We start from the raw sequence: 17,150 nt of genomic DNA on the forward strand, positions 1-17,150 counted from the left end.
AAAAGCCCTTCGACTGGTTTTTCGAAGGGCTTTCCGTTTTGTTATTTACTCTTTTTAATCCCGAATGGCCACCACACGCCGCGATTAAACGATACGGTAATAGCCGGTATGAGTAATGGCAAGACAATTAAGCCGTAAAGCAATAATCCGATGACCACGATTGACGCGATTTGCATCAAACTTAGAACACCTGAAGGTATCATGGCACCAAATGTCCCGGCTAAGATAATAGCTGCCGTGATAATGACCGTACCCATTTTGGCCATGGAAATACGCATTGCTTCGCGAACGGACAACCCGCCTTCTGCTTCTTCACGGAATCGGTCGAGTAGGAAAATGGAATAGTCGACACCTAGAGCAACCAACATGACGAATCCGAAGAATGGCACTGCCCAGCTGATTCCGTCATATCCAAGTAGATTCTCGAAGATCAGTTCGGCAATGGCAATGGACGTAAAGTACGTTAATAACAACGAACCAATCATGAACAATGGCATAATCATGGAACGGAATAATATCGTTAAGACGACAAACAAACTGATTAACATAATCATTACCGTACTTGAAAAATCGCTGGAAGAGATATCAGCCAAATCACTATTTACGCTTGATATACCACCGAATGCAATATTTGCATCTGCAAAAGGTGTTCCTTTAACTTCAGATGCCACTGCGTTTTTCAAGCGTTGCACCGTTTCGATGGCTTGAGGAGAATATGGGTCATCGGAAAGGACAACTTCCATTTTAATCCCGCGCCCATCGGCAAATGTATAACGGTCCAATACTTGAGAAAAATCTTCATTCTCAAGTGTCCCTGCAGGAATATAAAGTCCGGTCTGACGGACACTGTCACTTTCACTCATATTCGTCATCATATCGCTGACTTCCGTAAGCCCATCGGCAATTTGTGTAAGACCTTTATTGGACGCTGCAAGTCCTTCCGTTAACTGAGATAGACCTTCACCACTGCCACCTGCTCCGGCTAGTCCTTGCTGAATCTGTCCGAGTTGGCCACTAATCGCATTTAAAGCACCGACTGTTTGTTGTACATTGCCGGTCCTTTGTAACCCTTGTGCTGTCAGTGCCAATTGATCGTTTAGCTGACCAAGACCTGACGCGATTTCTCCAAGTCCACCACTATTACCAGCACCAGCCAAGCCGTTTTGAATTTGCTCCAGACCCGCTCCTATTTCAGTAAGTCCTTCGCGCGCTTTAGTTAATCCATCAGCCATTAAGCCCAGTTGACGGTCAACATATAAGTCTTCGATCATTTCTCCTGTCGGACGGGTAACCGTACGAATCTTCTCCACGCCTTCGATTTGCTCAAAGCGTTGGCTTAATCTTTCCACATACGGGATCATTTCTTCGTTTGCCAGCTTTTCATCCGATTCAATAATTACTTGAACAGGCAATGAATCCCCTTTTCCAAAGCCATCTTCAATCGCACGTAATCCTTGAACCGATTCGTAATCACTGCCGATTTCATCCACCGTGTTAAATGACAATGAATTATCGTATGTCAGCAACAATGGAACTGTCATAATCGCGACCACCAGCATTGAAAGAACGGGGCGATTGACGGAAAGCTTGCTCATCCATACCCATAGTTTGCTATCGTGATGTGCTGCCGATTTTTTAGAAGGCCAGAACAGTTTTTCTTTTAAAACCAACATAAACACAGGCACAATCGTAAATAGCACGAGCAATAATACGGCAATTCCCACAGCTACAGCTACGGCCGATTTAAAAATCGGGAAATCGGCAAAACCGATAGCGAAGAATCCGATAAATACGGCCAGCCCACTAATTAGTAATGTACGGCCAGCCGTTTTGTAGGTATTTACAATCGCTTTTTCAACCGCATGACCTGCAGATAACTCTTCTTTGTAGCGGCTCAACAATAAAATACAGTAGTCCGTTCCAATCCCGAACAAGATCGCCACTAAGAAAATCTGGGTGTAGTTCGAAACCGGGAAGCCAAACCAATCTATGAAAAACGCCACAAGTGATTGGCTTAATAAATAAGTAATCCCCACTGCCACTAAAGGAATGAATGGTGTGACAATGGAGCGGAAAACGGCAAGTAACAATCCAAAAATCAGCACAACCGTAATAATTTCTGTACGCTTTAAGCCTTCTTGTGCACTCTTATTCACATCATTGTTGATAATGGCTTCACCTGTCACGTAAGCTGTCATGTCTGATGGAATGATGGAATCACGAATTTCTTGTGCAACTTCATTAACTTCTTCATCGGAACCATTCACCGTAATGGGAATGAGCACTGTTTTTTTATCTTCTGAAACGAGTTGACTCTCAAGCTCTTCACTTTCAACGGGATTTAATACACTGGTCACCGTTTCTGAAAGTGCTGCGATTTCCTTCCACATATTGACTAATTGCTCACGGTCTTCATCAGTCAGAGTTTTCTCTAGTTGCACAACGACGGAAATCGTTTGGTCACTTTCTCCTGCGTCCGCAAGCATTCTCGCAGCTTGTTGTGAGGAGGCATTTTCAGACAATTGGAACGAGCCCGCTTCTTCCGCTTGTTTCGTTAAATTCGGGGCAAGGATAAATAAAAGAATCGTAATGGCAAGCAAGCCAATTGTTATCGGCCATTTCCATTTCAAGATTGTTTTCATTCGTCAGACTCCATTCATTTTCAAGATTTCTCTTAACTTGCGGAACGTCACTAAAAATTGGTCAATTTCCTCATCATCCACTTGATTGGACATCAATTTCCCAATGTATTCATGTAATACTCGATCTGATTCATTGACAACATCTTCTCCTAAAGAAGTGAGCACAAGAATCTTTTCTCGTTTATCGCCTGAAGGTTTTGTGTCTATCAACTCTTTTTCCATCAATTTTTTTAAGCGATTGGAAATAGCGCTTTTGTGAACGCCTTGCAAAACTGCGAGGCGACCAGATGTAATTTCTCTTTCTTTGTAAATCAGTTTCAACACTTGAATTTGTTCGGGTGAATATTCTTTCCATATGGGATCATCCACGCTTCGTATCACACGTTCAGTGCCATATATCAGTACTTCTTCAAAGAGCGATACCGCTTCTCTTATTCTTTCATCCATAATAGTTTACCCCCTAAAACAATAATAGTAGTTTAGGGGGTAAACTATGCAATGTCAATTATAGGCTTTTGACAAACTGGTGTGGTATTTATGTCTTAAGTTTGATCTACAGATAAATAAAAAAATCTCCCCGACAACAACATCGAGGAGAAGAAAATTATGCATAAGCTGGTGATCGTTCACCGTTTTTAACAACGTGTCTATTGCGACCTTGCTCTTTTGCTTCCAGTAACAGTTGATCAGCATAAATATATGCTCGTTCCATCGGTAATTCTTCTGTCATTTTATTGAAATACAGACCAAATGACGCACTATATACGATGGATGTATCACTTCCATCAAACTCTACCTCTGCTGGATGAGTATTTACATACGTGCTTACCGACTTAAGGAAATCCAGACATTCTACATAACTCCTACCTCTCAAGAAAATCGTGAATTCTTCTCCGCCACTACGGAACACACAATCTTCTTTCTTTGTATGAGCTTTCAAAACTTCAGCAAAATGTTGAATTACGCGGTCCCCGACTGCATGGTTGTAGTTATCATTGATTTGCTTGAACTTATCAATGTCCGCTACCACAATTCCAAGTACTTCATCTGTCCCATTAATTTCGTCCATTTGCTTATCCATCATTGCCCGGTTCGATAAGCCTGTCATGAAGTCTGTGTATGCCATTTCACGGAAACGATCGCGTTCCAATTCGTTTTGAACCTTTTCCTGATTAGAAACGAAGGATTTACTCACTACGTAATTTAACAGGAATAATCCAATTAACATTTCCCACTGGTTTTCCATCACAAAATAATATAATAGCGCATTTGTAATGGACAGTTTACCGATATCAAAAAGAGTTATTTTTTTAAGGAACGTCCTCACTTCAGACCATGAAGTTATATTTCCATTTAAATAAAAAGCGAATGCCATAAGACACTGACCTTGCCAGCGATTAAGTAACGCGACTAAAAAAAACAGAAGGAAGTAACCGAATGGAATCAGTTGCGCGTATGGATAAAGCGAGAAAAAAAGGATAAATCCAACCGTATTGTACAAAACGAACGAACCGATGTTGTAAAGTGTATCGGTAAATTCATCGGCATCTGCCGTTTTTGTATATTTTCTTTGAAAATAGACGTTAAACCGATGTATGAATTCAAAAATGAACAGGCCGAATGGTCCCGCAAATAACGCAAAGGACTGACTATAGGAAATTCCGTAGTCGAAACTACCGGCGCCATTTCCTTGTTGTATTTTTATATTAGAGTAAATCGCAGAAAAGATGAGATAAATGGAAATCACAATTAAAAATTTAGTTAGATCTACCTCGAGCGGTGCAAACGATAAACCAACTATTAAACTAGCAATAAATAATGAGACGTCAAAAATTTTGTACTTCCACATTCCGTGCACCTTCTTACTTATGAATATCAAAATTATAGCACACGATTTGACAATTGAATGTAAATTCCGAATACTTTTTCTTCACTTTATTTTCTGATACCCACCAATTGCGTATTCAAGCGCTATCTTCATTGAAAAAAATTTTTTCTCTCGTGTTTCAAACTATTTTAAGTCGTGCATTCTTGCAAATATAGACGAAAGCTCACAAATAAAAAACCATAAAAAACACTGACTCCCTTTATACACTTCAGTAGGTTATTCCTGAACGCTTTTCTCTAAATACCAACCATAAACATACGAATATGAAGAAAGCTACCACTTCAAGGGATACAATGTACCATGGATATGGCCCCAGGAAATCTAGCAAGCTACCGTTAACGGGTTTCGACCGCAAGAACATATAGTTCCCATCAAATAAGAGATTTAACAAAAACACGATTGGCAGTAATACGTTTAATGCGAGCATCGTTTTGAGAATTCCGCTAAAAGTAGGACGGTACCCCTTCACCCACGTGAAATATAAAGCCACGAGAACAATCCCTAAGTGCGTGTAGAAAAAGTGGAAGTATCTGAAATGAGGAAAGCTTAAATCCAAGACTGGTGTAGCGATGGCTTGAAGTGCTCCTCCAATACCTGCATAGAAAACAAAATCATAGACATGCTTATTCCCCGTCCACAATAGAACAATGGTCAACAATAAACTGATGCTACACAATTCCAGAGGTAATGAGTTGCTCCAGCTCCACCTTTCTGATTGAAAAAGCCATATATAATACGCGGTATCCATCCCCATCAATGACACAGCAAAAAGTCGTTCGTATCGTTGCATTTTTTGAGGTTGAACCGTCCATTTATTTTTAAAAACAACTAACAACACAATTAACAGCACCATCCCCACTATAGCGACTACATGGGCGGTGGAAAACATAACGAATGTTTGTCCTTCTTGTTTCAACATCGCACTTCCCCATTTCTATCTTTCACCAATATACATACATATTCGTTTCTAACTTGTGAATTTCCTCGTTTTTGAGTTTGTTTTTCAGATAGAAAAAGGAAGAGACTGGGTAATTGGCGAATATTATATGAGTACTTTTTTCGTAGATCCTAACAAAGAATTCGGGGGATTTGAATGCAAATGATGTTTCAGGAAGAACTCGTATTTGAATACATTGAAATGGATTGCTGCTGTTTTGATGAAGAGAAAACAAGAGCAACACTAGTGGAGAGGAACATCAAATGAAAAAGCTCGCGATCATATTATTGGCTTTCGCAACAGTGGCACTGACCTTCAGCTTAATTCCATTCTTATTTGACTATCCCTATAGTAATTCCGAGAATTCAGGACCGGCAAATTATTGGGAGTTAATAATTATGATGGCTTATGAACGTAAGTTTTTACTGCCTGGAATCATAGCGTTGCTAGCAGGATTAATCGTGTTTTACAAACATCGGAAGCACGGGGAAACGCTATGAACTGGACGATGATATTAGTAATTGCGTTGGTAATTGCCTTGACTCGATGGGAGAAAAATGAATTTCATATACAGTCATTTCTAAAGGAATTGCTTGTATTTTGCATTTCCCTCTACATCATCGGCTTCATTGGAAAAGTTGTAGCAAACTACTTGGATTTTTCATTCTCCCTAAACACTATCCTCTCTGAAACAATGCAACTATGGATCGGTGGTTCTCTTTTCTTTTTATTTGCCTGCTTTCTTGCGTTTAAGGGGTGGAGGACAGGAAGTAACATGAAAAAGTTAAGTTAAAAGTTTTAGAAAAAGGAACGGAGGATTTCACATGAAAAACACGATGACGGAGCGAATTACCTCCATGCATAACGAAAATGATTTTTCTGGTTCAGTTCTGGTACTAGAAAGCGAGAAAGTTCTTATAGATTGCAGCTTTGGATATGCCAATCGGGCAGAAAAAATAAACAACCAGTCTGGAACAAGGTATGGAATTGCTTCCGGATGCAAACTTTTCACGGCAATTGCCATCTGCCAATTAGTAGAAGAAAGAAAACTTTCCTTCGAGGCAAAATTGACAGACTGCCTGGATGTAAAGTTTCCTCAGTTTGATGACAACGTCACGGTCCACCACTTGCTTACCCATACTTCAGGCGTACCTGATTATTTTGACGAAGAAGTGATGGATGATTTTGAGGAATTGTGGATTAAAACGCCAATGTACCATATCAGGAACTTGCAGGATTTCCTTCCTCTCTTCCAAAACGAACCGATGAAAAATTCACCGGGGAAGATTTTCCGTTACAACAATTCCGGCTATATTTTGCTAGGGTTGATTGTGGAACAGGCAAGTGGACTTTCCTTTACTGACTACGTGGAAGAACATATTTTCAAAAAAGTTGGGATGATTGAATCAGGCTATTTTGCTTTTGACTCCCTGCCTGAGAAAACGGCATTAGGATACATCGATCACAAGGATGGTACGTGGAAAACCAACATATACTCCCTACCGGCAAAAGGCGGCTCGGATGGCGGCGCCTATGTCACCATTACTGATATGGCTCGACTCTGGCAATCTCTTACGAACAATCAAATCCTGAGCAAGGAAATGACCGATTGCTTGCTTACGGCACATGTTCAAACAAAGGAAAACAGCTTCTATGGTTATGGGATTTGGATTAATAAAGAGGATGTAGACGTAGTCAAGTACCATGTCATGGGCTATGACCCGGGCGTAAGTTTTCACTCAGCATACTACCCCAAGGATTCCCGCATTGTTGTGGTTTGTTCTAATAAGTCTTCTGGTGCATATAAAATCATGAACGCCATTGAAGAAGAATGGATAAAAGTGCTTAATCGCTAAACAACATTTAAACATGACACCGATACAGGATGGAAATTAGTCAGAAGTTATAGCGAAATTACATTTGAACAGGTTATGGGTTGTTGTGGAGTTTTTAGGTTCAAATGGTTGAAAGGAGATATTCATTATTTATGGAATTATCAAGGCCTCAATTATTGGCTTTAGAGAATATTACAAGTTACGCAAGGAACCATAGACATGAAGCTAAAGAAACAATTAATCACATACTTAAAATGTCTAATATCTCGGTTGAATTATTTGAAAATGCTGTTGATAAATTAAAGGCTCACGCAAAGATTGGATTACATTTTCATCCCGATAGACCAAATTCAACTATGAAAATCGTTGCTGAAGCACTTTTGGAGCAGGGAATATATAAGAGCCAGTTTGAAACATTTATATCTAATGGTAGCATCTCGGCTTATCCTGGTGGAGAACGTGACCTTTGGGAGAAGAGAATTTTTGGAGGTGCATATCAACTGGATGGTACAACCAATAACCAACGTCCTAAATATGGCGCACTAGATTTGATGTTGCACCCAGATGGACCTGCTCCACGTTTTGGATCATGCTATTTTCTTCTATCCCCCAAGGTCTCAAATCGTGCCACTTATACCTACTTAGATTCGCATCAAGATCCAAAAGAAAAGGGTAGTTATAAAGAGTTTGATCTTATTTTGGCTGCACTCTTGGAAGAGACATTCTTAAGAGACTTTGCGATTGGAGAAAGAAATCTGACACCGGCAAGGTTAATCAATCATCTGCTATTTAATATTGAGAAACCTTTTACCGACCCAGCAAACAACGAGCCAAACCGCAATCTTAATCACTATATTGAAGCTCAGGTTCATGGTGATATATCACTCAAAGAAGATGTGGAAGTGCTTGTTGCAGATTATTCTTTCAAGAAAACTTATGTAGGGGAAATCTTGGAACAAATATGCCATAAGTATTCCATTGATCTGAATTGGCACAGGGGCTTTACTCTTACGGTAGACGAAGTTCCTTCTGATTTTAGAGGTCCATCAATGCCTTCTTTAGCAAAACGCATAGCACAAAATAATGTTATCGATGCAAAGATCATTGGTTCAGCTGTAATGGAATTGAACCGCACTCCCGAAACCTGGAGTGATCACGGATCTTATAAGGAGGTACTTCAAGAATTAAAACTATTGTGGCACGTTTTAGTGAGGTATGGAAAGTAAAATTCCACATTGAAATAATGGTGAATTTCGAATGAGGTCCAAACTAAAAAGGAAAAGAGTTTTTGACGGTGGTCAAAAACTCTCTTTCACATCTCGGTACCTGAGGTTCTCGTTCAACTACCGTTTTTTGTACCATCTCCACGCCAAGAAAATAACAATGACTAGTATGATATTAGCAATGACCCACATCATGAGATTCGATTTTTCAACAGTTAAGTCTACTTGTACAGTGGGTTCTTTCCCTTCACCCAGAACGGCCAAATCTTCTTGTGCAGCACCTAATGCTGTCGTACGATCACAGATGATTGTCACAAGCTCTGCTTGATTTCCATACATGTTAGACTCTGTTGCGTACACTAAATATTCCTGACCAACCTGGAATTCATACCCACAATCCCCCCCACCACTGCCGGTGGTAATAATGACTTGAGACTCAGATATACCTTTCCAGGTTTCCGCTACTTCAATCAATACTCGTTTCTTCATATATCCCGATAAGTCTTTTTGTTCGTTCACTTCAAGCACTTTTCCTGAAAAAACGGCTTGTGAACGCTCCAACTCTTCTTCGACTGATGGGGGCTCTACACAGCTACACGCATAGCTGGTTGTCGGAACGATGGACATGCTGATCAAACTAAAAAGGACACTTAACAACATCGTCAAAAGTATCTTCTTCCTCATGGGCAGTCTCCTTATCTTCATCCTTTTTTCTGTTCATTTAGTCTTCTTCTAATAAACCAATACACCGCAAATCCTATCACGCTCAAAATGAGCAGAACTGGTAAGTTTCCGATGAAGAATACGATAAATGCTGAAGCTGCCGATAATAATGAATTCGTACTTGTTGCGAATTGTTTTTTTGTTTTTTCCCATGTATTTAACTCTTTGCTATCGATCTCAGGAACTACCACACGATTTTCATACATCGAGATTTCAATCGTTGAAAACGACGTCTGGTTTTCAAGATACTTCATCTTGCCGACCATTACTTCAATCTCTTCTTGAACCTGTGCTAAATCTTTAGAGATTTTCAGCAAATCCTCGGTTTTCTGTGCTTTGCTCATGAAATCAAGCAAGCGTTCTTCAACCGCTCGTTTGGATCTAACGCGTGATTCCAAATCTACGTACTGCTCGGTAACATCCTGACCCGTTACATTGCGCTCTAATACTTTAGCTGCTTCCCCTTCAGCCTCTAAAAGGAATTTTTCAAAATTCTCTTCAGGGACCCTAACAATCATTGTGCCTCTGCTCGTTTGATCGTCTTCTTGATAGACGTTCGATTCAACGATGTACCCTCCATATTGCTCGACTTTCTTCTGAATATTACTTTGGGCTTTATCCAATTCTTTCACGTTCACACTTAAAATCGCCTTGTGAATAATCATTCGTTTCACGGAAACAGCAGGCGCAGCTTTTTGTGATTCATCTGAACCTGTTTCGTTAGCTAATTGCTCTGACTCAGTACTTACTTCATTCGAAGCTTCCGACTCCGGTGCCATTGCTTTATCCTCGGAACTCTCGGTACCCATTTCGCTTGCACTACAAGCCCCCAACAGAACCAACAAGCTGAAAAGTAGGATAAATAAAATTTGCTTTCTCATCTTCGACTGCCCCCTATCTCTATACTATTTATGACGAGACGGGCAGGAAAAATGTTACAATTTTCTGATTGTTTTTTATAACATTAAATAAACCCCCTTGCTTATTGGACTTGGGGGTTGAAATTGTTCTTTTGGTTAACTAAAGAATCGGCACACTCTTTACAAAAAGCAAGCGGCCGAAGATGCAATTTCGGCCGCTTCCTGCTTCAATTATTTTTGAGATCGCACTGTTCGTAAACGACGGAACTGAGCAATTTCTTTAAATAGAAATTGCCAAAAGGCGAAGGAGGCGATTAGCAAAAACCCAATCTTCCACCCCTGTCCCCAATCATTAAAATACACATAATAGGACATTGAAGCGAACACACCTATATAAAATATGAGTCCCCAAAGGAGTGACTCCCGCTTGACGTAAAACTTAATCGCAAACAACAAAGCGCAAATGCCTAACAACACCCACTTTAACGTATCGAACTCCATTAGTTTCTCCCCTCACAAACCAGATTGTTTGGAATAATTTCTTCGTAGCATTCCATGTGTTCGCTGCATTCCGAGCTTTTCATAGTATCCCATCAAGTCTTCGTCACACATCAAATCAATCATATAAATATCCTTTAACAAGGCGAACATCTTTTGAACAAGTTGGTGACCAATACCTTGTCCCTGATAAGCTGGCAGCACTTCTAAAAATGGAATATACGCGGACAATATACCATCACTGTTTGCTGTAATAAAGCCTATAACTTGTTGGGATCCTTCATCAATTGCCAATACCAAATGTGAGCTTCTTTTCAGTAATTTCAGATGGACTTCAGAAGAAGGCGGGTTTGGCCACCCCACAAAAAACCCGTTCAATTGTTCTTTAGTTATATCTTTAATAGATGTTGTATAGATCATATTCAGAACCCCTCAAGTTGCCAAAATTATGAACTGAGTGAATCACAACTGTATTCCGCAAAACAGCTACGCTTTCCGTGGGCGAGCGTCAAGTCTCCTCGTCGCTAGCTCCTGCGGGGTCTTGACTGTCTCGCTTTCCCACAGGAGTCTTCGCTGTTTTGCTCCATACTTTTTCATCAAATCGCAATAATTTTAAGAACCAAACCCATTCATAAAAAACTAACCGCCAAAAGATTTAGTTCAACAGTTTCTGTACCGCTCGTACAATATGGAATGGATTTTTAAGTATTTCATCTTCACTTATCAGCGTTTCTCCAACAACTAAAGTATTGTCTTGAAATGAGAAACGGTGCTCTGCAAAACAAAATGCAACTACCCTACAGTCATCCTCTAAAAAAGGTGTATTTAGTTCAACAAGAAAATCATGAGAAACACGACGTAAAGCCTTCCAAACCGTGTACTCAACTTCACTTCTTACAAATAAATCTTGTAGTCTTTTCGCTTCTAATAAACTGGGTTTCGTTGTCATAAAGTTACTAGCTACACGAATTCCATCTACAGCGATATTTGTATGAGTAATCCATGTATCTACTTCAAATACGATTGATTCTATTGTTTCTTCCTTAGTAATAATTTTTCCATGTTCAATCCGATCTTCTGTTTCAATAAACAATACAATCCAACTTGCTTGTGAAAATGACTTAGGTAAATCTTTTTTTAACACTTCTACTTCTCGGTTTCTAAAATCGTAAGTCGTGACTTTAATAAACAGAGCGATATTATCTAACATTATAGGTTTCGGCTCTAGCGCACCTATTGGTAGAATTCCTTCTTTCAGCAACTCATCACCATTTTTGTTTAATAAATTATAAATAACTTCTGAAACAAGTTCTGTAGCATTCGGCAAAAATGGTAGTCCACCAATATTTACTTTATTTATACTTTTATATAATGGATGGGTTTGGAAACCTTTCATATCCTTCCATGGGAACAGTACATATGCACCAAATGCCGTTCTTTCATACGCTCCGTCATTGGCTACAACAATTGCATCTCGATAACGATGCATTGTATTAATATCTTCCAGCTGCGGTGAAGGACCTTCTTTACTACAAAAATCAATTTTATATTTTGCGTCGAAAATATATTGAAACTCGTAATTCTTGCCTTTTTTTGCAATGCTCAACATTGAATCTGGCTTTTGTTGCACAGTAGGTATTCGGTTTCCAGTGTCATACTGATAAACTAATGAGATTGTTTCTCCAGTCACTTTATGTTCGAATGTCCGCTCAATACGTTGACCATCCGTTAATTTAATAAATAATCCATTTGAGTTAAATTCAATGACGTTTTGAGTTAATCCATGACATGTTTCTGATAAAATTTGGCCTAGTTTTAAAAAAGTCCAATACTCATACAGCTGCCAAATGGTTTTTAAGGACATTTTATACAACTCACCTTGCAGTACAATACTTTGCGCTAAAATAGCATATATTTGATGAACTTCACGGTAACCAGATGCCATTTGCAATACTAGACTATGCGCCGTTCGATCAAGCAGTCCAACGCTTCGCCAAAAAGGTGAATTTAAACGTTTTTGCAGTCCAATTTCGTCTTGTTTTAAACTCACTATTATGTCCCTAGAAATCACATTGGTTTTATCTTTTAACTTTAGCGCATTATCAATTATTTCAATTAGGGCATGCAACCTAGACATAATACGTTGCATCGTCCATTTCACATAGCGATTCTCAAGTGTATCGAAAGTTTGCTCTTTTTTTATAAGCAAACCTTTCGTTGGCATCATGTCCTTGCCAGCAATATTAATGCCTTTACCATTTGGCATCTCCACAAAATGTTGAGCATTTTTACGCAGATACCCATGACTTCGGCTATCTTGTTTACGAAGACGCTCGCCCCGTACTTCGATATAGTTTTTAGTTAATTGATGATGCGGCATACGTTCAATTTGCAAAATAGCCTGTTTATAATTTTCAATATGCGCCGAAAATAAGCGGTAAAACTCACCCAGTGTAGGATCTTTATAGTACTTTGCTTCCCCTAATACATATGTACGCTGTACAAATTGATAGGCCAAATTATAAAGTTCATCCTGCACCCCAGACAATAAATCTCTATAGTCCGTCTTGTAATCGAGCTTCGTCGGAAAAACTTCAATTAGAACATCTAGTAGCTTCTTATCGCCCTCACGTATTTCAAAAGAAGAAAAACCTACTTCGTTTTGGAAATGCAATGTTCCAGATAAAAAGTTCATTCCTTTTGTCTTCGTTATCGCTTCTTTGAAAGGAGCATATTCATGATAAAAAGACACTTCACGACCTTTTCTTTGATCAATAATAATTTGATAATAACCATTTTCAAAAAATATAGGAGGCAAATCCTGTTTCGTATAAGTTACTAGCTCACCTTTACGAGCATCCAGAATCTCAGTTCGTACAGTATCATCTAAACCAAAGGTGTCTACACGGAATTTCATCTTGTCATCTACGCTATACGGTACGAATTGGTTTTGGTAACGGTCATAATTCATATCCCCTTTTACGACTAACGTAAAAGCATCTGTCTCGATACAAAGTAGCTCAATGTTTTTATGCGATCCAGAAGGAAGTGAATCCATTTTTCCTTAACCTCCCAAGCATCTCCTCTACTTTTAAATAGCTCTTTGGATATGACTGTTCTTGACCCACTGCTGTTTGCTTGGTCCACAATTTCTCTAAGCCTATTAGAACATCCTCAACGACTTGACCTCCACTTATACGTGGCAAAATCTTTTGCATATAACAGAAATCCATAGCCTCATCTTCAGTCAGTAAACCGGTTTCTTTGTTATGGACCATATAAAAACAAATCTCATCACGAACTCGATAGCCTACTTGTGCATTAATTTTTGATAAAAACACGTTAATATTTTCAATATCTTTTGAGATTTTTTCTATCAAACTTCGATGTTTACTAAACACATCAATTAAGTGAATGTAGCTTGCCTCTAAACTGCTATTAGAAATTCGTTTTTCAGGTTCTTTTTCCGTTACCCCTGTCAGGAAATCAAAATGATTAAGTTCTATACGATTAAATTCAATCGTATTTGCACGGTCTAATACTTTTTTGCTAAACGGGTGTGTCGTTTCATCCATATTTACCGTTCCAACAATATATAAATTGTTTGTTACACGTAAAGGACCTCCGGGAGATTCGCCAAATGCCTCTTTTTGATATAGATTCGGATCAACCAGATAAGAAGAAACAATTCCTTCATCAACATCTTTTTTACGACTTTCCATTACACTCAGCACATCGCTGAAGTAATACTCCACTCTTGCCAAGTTCATCTCATCTAGCAATGCAAAATGGGGTAGGTCAGGATAATTCATTGCATGCTCAATTAACTCAGCCAGAGGACCCTTTTTGTATTCTCCTTGTAGCGTTAAGTATCCAAGTAAATCGGAACTATCACTCCAATCAGGACGCACTGGTATCATTTTAAATTGTCCATTATCCTCCGTTGCTCCAACACTATTCGCAAACAATTCTACAATCTTTGTTTTCCCAGTTCCTGAAATTCCAGAGATAATGACGAATGGTTTGCTGCGTAGTGATAAGTAAAAATTGTACAAGTCTTCTTTTGAATAATAGAATCCGCGTGATTCAATGTAAGTGTGAATATGGGCTAACAGATCAGAATTGGTTATTTCATCAAAAGCTTGTATAGGATCTTCTTCAGGAATTTCTACAGCTTCTTCATCTTGGTTAAGTAGTCTTTCTATTGATGTGTATTTTATAGGATTCCCACTTCCTTTATGTAAATCGCTCACGTCTAAACCGACTAATTTACTTCTTAACTCTCCTGAAGTTACTTCACCAGATAAAACATATCGAGATGGATTCCTCTTGGGTATTTCTTCTTCATATCCCAAGAAATCATACACTTCAATAATTTTATTCTGATAAACTGCACAATAATACTTTATATCCCTTGTTGCAGTTTTGCCAAAGCTTGCTACCCAGCTAAAACTTGTGGCCTGATACAGATCTTCCGCCGTCATATTCTCTTTATAGGATCTATTAATTTTTATTAAAACCACATCTTCAATATTAGCCATAGTTACGCCACCTCATCTTGTTTTACTTCCTATACCGATAGAATTCCTTACTACTATTAGAATTAAATTTCTTGTCACTTTAACTTTGAAAACACTTTTAAAAAAGAAAAAATGGCAAAGCGACTTTGTCACTTCGCCATTCTATTACTCTTAAAGAAAGCTATATATATCAATAAATAAAGCTCAAAAATTTCTGACATTCTTCTTTATACTGTTTCCAACATTGTTCCTTTTTTGCCCACTGAGTTACATTTTGTTCACCTGCAGAATCTCTTAAGAATTCAAGTGTTCGTTGTGCTATTTCTTTAATAACATTATCCCATTTGTCTGAAAGGGACTGTTTTTCCCATACTTCCTGCAAATTGATTTCTTTTCCATACAAAAGGTTTAGCATCGCAGTTGTATAATAAATAACATTTGCCTTATAACCTTTCAATCCCATTGTTTCTACCATGATTTGCACTTTTCTGTTTACAATCACGCGTGCAATTAACTCTTTATATACAGTTGCGGTCATTTCTTCTAGTTCTTCTATTTGATTATCGTCACCTTTTTCGTACTTCCAATAAATTTTATTTTGGTCCATGAATTTTTTAAATGCTTCTTCTCCACCCTTACTTGAAACATGTGGAAAGCCTTCCCACGACATAAAGTTTTTCGCTAAATCTACTTTATTTAAAAGTAATTCTTTAGGATATTCTTTTTTAAAATCTGTTTGTTCTTTACCTTTTTTCCTACGGTTAGCATCAACCATATATTGACCACGAGCTCTTTCGAAAAACCACTTATTTTCAGCTTTTCTTTTATCTTGAGAAGGTATCCAGACGTTTCTTGAGAAGCGTTCTAAAGAAGACATGAAGCGAGTATTGGCTAACAAGTCTGATTGATTAATTTTATTTTGAGTATTTGCATACTTGGATATTTTTGAAACCATATCTTCTTCTGCACTTTTAGAGTTCGCTTGACTCTCATCCAGTTGTAATATTGTCAACTTCGTTTGTATATATACATCTCTTAAATCAACCCCGGATTGATAAGCTTGATGTATCGATGCTGTCGTTTGACCTCCATTTACAATTTGCCAGCCCTCTAGTGTTCTTATCCTATATATATTCAGTCCTTCAGCAACTTGTTCGATTTCTCCAGCTCTTGCAACACTAGAGATACCATTGTTATAAACTACAAACATTTGCTTCTCTTCAGGACTACGTAATGTTTCACGAATACCCTTATTTGTATTTCCTTTTGCTTGTAAAAAAGATCTTACATTTCTCTCAACTAATTTCGGCCCCCATTTGTCGTAAGCTTTTGCTAACAAATCAGCAGAAATGAATCCTATATAACAATCAAAACTATCTTTTACTCCCTCTTGTTTAGGGTCAGGAACAAACATTAAATCAAAAGTTTCGCCAAAATCTTTTTCGAAATCAATTTCTATATTCCCCGATTCTTGATCAGCAGAAATAAGTTGATATACGCGGTCGATATCCCAAATTTCAACTGTAGTATCTAAACCTTTGACGCTTTGAATATCAATATTTTTATTAGAACGATAGTACTGATTTGTAAAAACTAAAATATTTAATTTTTCTATTTTAATATCTTTATCATTTAGTAGACGTATCAAATCCATAACTGGATGAGAAGGATCTACTGGTAGAGTAGAATAATTAGTAATGAATCTTTTTGCTTTATTAGCTAGTTCTTTTAAATTTGTCATTGAGATTTCTTCAGGAGAATCTAGTCCTTCATGATAATCTAATATATATAAGTCTAATGTCTTGTCATCATCATCATACGCGTAGGCATCAATTTGAACATTTAACATAGGCCGATAATATTCGACATGAATAGGTGCATTCGCAGTTTCCATATATCGTAAATATTCATTTAAAAATTCTTCAAATGGAGAAGTCCTAAATGACTCTTGTTCAATTGAATTCATCATTTCACTATAAAATACTTGTAGTTCATGTTTTACGCTCAAGATCTCACACCCTGTC

General features: G+C 38.2%; 14 protein-coding genes. 3 read left to right on the top strand and 11 right to left on the bottom strand.

Features of this window, described 5'->3' with window-relative positions:
- Positions 1 to 41: 41 nt before the first annotated feature.
- The 4 genes from ACQKEV_RS15875 to ACQKEV_RS15890 all read right to left on the bottom strand — a co-directional run bounded on the left by ACQKEV_RS15875 (position 42) and on the right by ACQKEV_RS15890 (position 5,449).
- Positions 42 to 2,642 carry an MMPL family transporter gene (locus tag ACQKEV_RS15875; protein WP_427447518.1) on the bottom strand — a complete coding sequence of 867 codons (2,601 nt, stop codon included), beginning with the start codon at positions 2,640 to 2,642 and terminating at the stop codon, positions 42 to 44.
- Between the two features lie 3 nt (positions 2,643 to 2,645).
- Complete coding sequence (locus ACQKEV_RS15880) at positions 2,646 to 3,089, bottom strand: MarR family winged helix-turn-helix transcriptional regulator (protein ID WP_427447520.1); 444 nt, start codon at positions 3,087 to 3,089, stop codon at positions 2,646 to 2,648.
- 157 nt (positions 3,090 to 3,246) lie between these two features.
- On the bottom strand, positions 3,247 to 4,491 hold the full coding sequence (locus ACQKEV_RS15885; RefSeq protein WP_427447522.1) for a GGDEF domain-containing protein: 1,245 nt from the start codon (positions 4,489 to 4,491) through the stop codon (positions 3,247 to 3,249).
- A 247-nt stretch (positions 4,492 to 4,738) separates the two neighbouring features.
- Positions 4,739 to 5,449 carry a TIGR02206 family membrane protein gene (locus ACQKEV_RS15890; protein ID WP_427447524.1) on the bottom strand — a complete coding sequence of 237 codons (711 nt, stop codon included), beginning with the start codon at positions 5,447 to 5,449 and terminating at the stop codon, positions 4,739 to 4,741.
- A gap of 281 nt (positions 5,450 to 5,730) precedes the next feature.
- Between ACQKEV_RS15890 and ACQKEV_RS15895 the strand changes: the two genes are divergently transcribed.
- The 3 genes from ACQKEV_RS15895 to ACQKEV_RS15905 all read left to right on the top strand — a co-directional run bounded on the left by ACQKEV_RS15895 (position 5,731) and on the right by ACQKEV_RS15905 (position 8,528).
- On the top strand, positions 5,731 to 5,967 hold the full coding sequence (locus tag ACQKEV_RS15895; protein ID WP_427447525.1) for a hypothetical protein: 237 nt from the start codon (positions 5,731 to 5,733) through the stop codon (positions 5,965 to 5,967).
- 324 nt (positions 5,968 to 6,291) lie between these two features.
- The gene (locus ACQKEV_RS15900; RefSeq protein WP_427447526.1) at positions 6,292 to 7,323 is read left to right on the top strand and encodes a serine hydrolase domain-containing protein; all 1,032 of its coding nucleotides are present in this window, start codon (positions 6,292 to 6,294) and stop codon (positions 7,321 to 7,323) included.
- A gap of 131 nt (positions 7,324 to 7,454) precedes the next feature.
- A complete protein-coding gene (locus ACQKEV_RS15905; RefSeq protein WP_427447527.1) occupies positions 7,455 to 8,528 on the top strand; it encodes a DUF3626 domain-containing protein in 1,074 nt (357 codons plus the stop codon).
- A gap of 117 nt (positions 8,529 to 8,645) precedes the next feature.
- Here ACQKEV_RS15905 and ACQKEV_RS15910 read toward each other — a convergent pair whose 3' ends face one another.
- From ACQKEV_RS15910 to ACQKEV_RS15940, 7 genes are all read right to left on the bottom strand, one after another.
- Complete coding sequence (locus ACQKEV_RS15910) at positions 8,646 to 9,209, bottom strand: hypothetical protein (protein ID WP_427447529.1); 564 nt, start codon at positions 9,207 to 9,209, stop codon at positions 8,646 to 8,648.
- A 17-nt stretch (positions 9,210 to 9,226) separates the two neighbouring features.
- Entirely contained in the window at positions 9,227 to 10,129 is a 903-nt protein-coding gene (locus ACQKEV_RS15915) for a DUF4349 domain-containing protein (protein WP_427447530.1), read from the bottom strand.
- Between the two features lie 210 nt (positions 10,130 to 10,339).
- A complete protein-coding gene (locus tag ACQKEV_RS15920) occupies positions 10,340 to 10,609 on the bottom strand; it encodes a hypothetical protein (protein ID WP_427447532.1) in 270 nt (89 codons plus the stop codon).
- Between the two features lie 12 nt (positions 10,610 to 10,621).
- Positions 10,622 to 11,026 (bottom strand): GNAT family N-acetyltransferase, encoded by a 405-nt coding sequence (locus tag ACQKEV_RS15925; protein ID WP_427447533.1) that lies wholly within the window; start codon positions 11,024 to 11,026, stop codon positions 10,622 to 10,624.
- Between the two features lie 235 nt (positions 11,027 to 11,261).
- Entirely contained in the window at positions 11,262 to 13,577 is a 2,316-nt protein-coding gene (locus ACQKEV_RS15930; RefSeq protein ID WP_427447535.1) for a DUF2357 domain-containing protein, read from the bottom strand.
- 58 nt (positions 13,578 to 13,635) lie between these two features.
- Positions 13,636 to 15,147 (bottom strand): McrB family protein, encoded by a 1,512-nt coding sequence (locus ACQKEV_RS15935; RefSeq protein ID WP_427447537.1) that lies wholly within the window; start codon positions 15,145 to 15,147, stop codon positions 13,636 to 13,638.
- 169 nt (positions 15,148 to 15,316) lie between these two features.
- Positions 15,317 to 17,134 (bottom strand): AIPR family protein, encoded by a 1,818-nt coding sequence (locus tag ACQKEV_RS15940; RefSeq protein WP_427447538.1) that lies wholly within the window; start codon positions 17,132 to 17,134, stop codon positions 15,317 to 15,319.
- Between the last annotated feature and the right edge of the window lie 16 nt (positions 17,135 to 17,150).

It is taken from the genome of Paenisporosarcina sp. NPDC076907 (assembly GCF_050269735.1).
Lineage (GTDB): Bacteria > Bacillota > Bacilli > Bacillales_A > Planococcaceae > Paenisporosarcina.

Coding starts and splice junctions, on each gene's coding strand:
- ACQKEV_RS15875 (WP_427447518.1), bottom strand. CDS start 2,642: ATGAAAACAATCTTGAAATGGAAATGGCCGATAACAATTGGCTTGCTT.
- ACQKEV_RS15880 (WP_427447520.1), bottom strand. CDS start 3,089: ATGGATGAAAGAATAAGAGAAGCGGTATCGCTCTTTGAAGAAGTACTG.
- ACQKEV_RS15885 (WP_427447522.1), bottom strand. CDS start 4,491: ATGTGGAAGTACAAAATTTTTGACGTCTCATTATTTATTGCTAGTTTA.
- ACQKEV_RS15890 (WP_427447524.1), bottom strand. CDS start 5,449: ATGTTGAAACAAGAAGGACAAACATTCGTTATGTTTTCCACCGCCCAT.
- ACQKEV_RS15895 (WP_427447525.1), top strand. CDS start 5,731: ATGAAAAAGCTCGCGATCATATTATTGGCTTTCGCAACAGTGGCACTG.
- ACQKEV_RS15900 (WP_427447526.1), top strand. CDS start 6,292: ATGAAAAACACGATGACGGAGCGAATTACCTCCATGCATAACGAAAAT.
- ACQKEV_RS15905 (WP_427447527.1), top strand. CDS start 7,455: ATGGAATTATCAAGGCCTCAATTATTGGCTTTAGAGAATATTACAAGT.
- ACQKEV_RS15910 (WP_427447529.1), bottom strand. CDS start 9,209: ATGAGGAAGAAGATACTTTTGACGATGTTGTTAAGTGTCCTTTTTAGT.
- ACQKEV_RS15915 (WP_427447530.1), bottom strand. CDS start 10,129: ATGAGAAAGCAAATTTTATTTATCCTACTTTTCAGCTTGTTGGTTCTG.
- ACQKEV_RS15920 (WP_427447532.1), bottom strand. CDS start 10,609: ATGGAGTTCGATACGTTAAAGTGGGTGTTGTTAGGCATTTGCGCTTTG.
- ACQKEV_RS15925 (WP_427447533.1), bottom strand. CDS start 11,026: ATGATCTATACAACATCTATTAAAGATATAACTAAAGAACAATTGAAC.
- ACQKEV_RS15930 (WP_427447535.1), bottom strand. CDS start 13,577: ATGAATTATGACCGTTACCAAAACCAATTCGTACCGTATAGCGTAGAT.
- ACQKEV_RS15935 (WP_427447537.1), bottom strand. CDS start 15,147: ATGGCTAATATTGAAGATGTGGTTTTAATAAAAATTAATAGATCCTAT.